The sequence below is a fragment of the Bradyrhizobium uaiense genome (assembly GCF_010811875.1).
GTDB classification, from domain to species: Bacteria; Pseudomonadota; Alphaproteobacteria; order Rhizobiales; family Xanthobacteraceae; genus Bradyrhizobium; species Bradyrhizobium uaiense.
Genome location: NZ_VKHP01000448.1, coordinates 1 through 2,580, shown reverse-complemented (window position 1 = coordinate 2,580; position 2,580 = coordinate 1). Strand labels below are relative to the sequence as shown.

Annotated in this window: 4 protein-coding genes; 2 read left to right on the top strand and 2 right to left on the bottom strand. The window is 61.0% G+C overall.

What is annotated here, in order from left to right:
- Together FNJ47_RS45555 and FNJ47_RS45550 are read right to left on the bottom strand one after the other, a co-directional pair.
- Positions 1-514 (bottom strand): TCP-1/cpn60 chaperonin family protein (locus FNJ47_RS45555; protein ID WP_283811389.1); only part of this gene is annotated, 514 nt, incomplete at its 3' end.
- Positions 515-559: 45 nt separating this feature from the next.
- On the bottom strand, positions 560-874 hold the full coding sequence (locus tag FNJ47_RS45550) for a co-chaperone GroES (RefSeq protein WP_163163267.1): 315 nt from the start codon (positions 872-874) through the stop codon (positions 560-562).
- Between the two features lie 394 nt (positions 875-1,268).
- Between FNJ47_RS45550 and FNJ47_RS45545 the strand changes: the two genes are divergently transcribed.
- Positions 1,269-1,559, top strand: a complete 291-nt coding sequence (locus FNJ47_RS45545) for an usg protein (protein WP_097674119.1) — start codon at positions 1,269-1,271, stop codon at positions 1,557-1,559.
- Positions 1,560-1,658: 99 nt separating this feature from the next.
- Positions 1,659-2,261, top strand: coding sequence for a cupin domain-containing protein (locus tag FNJ47_RS45540; protein ID WP_163163265.1), 603 nt, complete (start codon positions 1,659-1,661; stop codon positions 2,259-2,261).
- Positions 2,262-2,580: the final 319 nt, after the last annotated feature.

Below are 2,580 nucleotides of genomic sequence, written 5' to 3'. Positions count from 1 at the left end.
CGTTGCCGACCTTCTTCATGGCGTCGGCGAGGAACTTGCCGATCTCGGCATCGCCGTTGGCCGAAATGGTGCCGACCTGGGCGATCTCCTCGTTCGAGGTGACCTTCTTCGAGTTCTTCTGGAGGTCCGCCACGACGGCTTCGACCGCGAGGTCGATACCGCGCTTCAGATCCATCGGGTTCATGCCGGCGGCGACCGACTTGGCGCCTTCCTTCACGATCGCCTGGGCGAGCACGGTCGCCGTGGTGGTGCCGTCGCCGGCCGCGTCAGCGGACTTGGAGGCGACTTCGCGCACCATCTGGGCGCCCATGTTCTCGAACTTGTCCTCGAGCTCGATCTCCTTGGCGACGGTGACGCCGTCCTTGGTGATGCGGGGAGCGCCGAACGACTTCTCGAGCACCACGTTGCGGCCCTTCGGACCGAGGGTGACCTTGACCGCGTTGGCGAGAACGTCGACGCCGCGCAGCATCTTGTCGCGCGCCTCGACGGAGAATTTGACTTCTTTAGCTGCCATCTGAGTTTTTCCTTGAGAGATTAAACCTGGGAGGGAGAGAGGCGCTTAGGCCGCCTTCTTCTTGGAAGCGGGGACGTCGAGCACGCCCATGATGTCGCTTTCCTTCATGATCAGCAGGTCTTCGCTGTCGATCTTGACCTCGGTGCCCGACCACTTGCCGAACAGGACACGGTCGCCGACCTTGACGTCGATGGGGATCAGCTTGCCGGCTTCATCGCGGCCACCCGGGCCAACGGCGATGACTTCGCCCTGCGAGGGCTTTTCCTTGGCACTGTCCGGAATGATGATGCCGCCAGCGGTCTTCTCTTCGGCGTCGATGCGCTTGACCACGACGCGGTCGTGAAGCGGACGGAATTTCATGCAGTCCTCCTAAATATTTGCGGATGCTGTAGATTTTTGGAGTGTTAGCAGTCCAGCCCAGCGAGTGCCAGACTGGTTGGGCAGGAGATAGGCCAAGCCTTGGCGGCGGGCAAGAGCCTGTAGCAGAAAAATTGGCACTCGCGAATGACAGCTGCCAGAAGGACGCCGGGATCATTTCGGCATCCTTAATGCCGCGCCGCAGGCCGTGCCGGGCTATTAGCAGATGCGGTAAGCTGCTGCTAACGCAAGAAATTTCAACAACCTATTAAACATTTGGGCTTGAGATGGGTTAGTCGCGTGCGTCACATTTCTCTCATGTGAGCGCATCCATTGCCGGTGGTCCGGCGGGGAAGGTCGGCCACCATGTGAGTGCGCTCCGTCACAGGAGGTTGGCATGGTCTCGCGAGTTGGTGGGGTTGTTTCCGACGATTTCCGGAAGCAGTTGCTGGGGTACGGGCTGACGACGGCGCAAATCCTTTATCGGATGCCGGATCATCCCTCGTTGCTGCAGACCTATGTCTGGCAGAACTACGACCTGTTTCCGAAATTTCCGGCGCTGCAGGATTTCCTCTCTTTCTGGCAGCAGAAGCTCGAGGGCCCGCTGTTCTCGGTGACGGTGGCGCATTCCAAGCTGGTCAAGCCGGCCGAGCTGCGCGCCGTCGACGGCGTGTTCCGGCTGCATTGATCGCCAAAGGGAGCAGGGCGCGGCCCGCGCCTTTGCCCACCCTGGATGCGTGACTTGTGTTAGCCTTCGCCCGCCAGAAAAAGACGGGAGAGGCGAACAATGGCCAAGAAGACGGCATCAAGATCCGCAGCCAAGACCGCGGTGAGGAAGAAGTGGACCGGGCTCGGCGCCGGCACCAGGAAATCCTCCGCGAAATCCTCTTCGCGCAAGACCATCAAGTCCAAGGGCCGCGTCTCGGCCGCGAAGAAGAGCGCGCCGAAGGCAGCAGCCAAGACTGCAACCAAGACTGCAGCCAAGGCTGCCACCAAGGCACCGCCGAAGCAGCGCATCGCGATCAGCCATCACCGCGAAGAGGATTTCAAGGCCGACGGCCTGCGGGCCTACGCCAAATATCGCGACCTCGGCATCGCCGCCGCCTCGCAGGGTCTCGCGCAGGCGCATGTCATCCGGCTGCAGGGACCGTGCAATCCCGATGAAGTGTCGAAGCTGCACTTCCACGATGTCGACTTCCAGATGGTCTATGTGCTCAAGGGCTGGGTGAAGACCTACATGGAAGGCGAGGGCGAGACGCTGATGCAGCAAGGCAGCGCCTGGACGCAGCCGCCGCGCATCCGGCACATGATCCTGGATTATTCCGACGACGTCGAACTGCTGGAGGTGATCCTGCCGGCCGAGTTCAAGACGGTGGAATTGAAGGCGTAGGCTCTAGCGCAGTCGTCATGGCCGGGCTTGACCCGGCTATCCAGCTTGCTTCCAAAGATTCTCCTTGGTCGATGGATGCCCGGGTCGAGCCTGGGCATGACGGTTTTCTAGGGCCGTGTACCCATAAAACCGTCGGCGTGACTCTACGTCCGCTTTGCCCCGAAAGCGACCAAGTTCGTGCGGCAACGCAAGATGTCGCGATGGGCCATGTGTGGACGGCTCCGGGTTGGCAAGGAGAATCTTCACTTTGCAGCATTGGTCGGAGCAGCCATGTGTTCGGCCTGTTGACGCGGTACCCATGACCGCTGGCCATAATGCC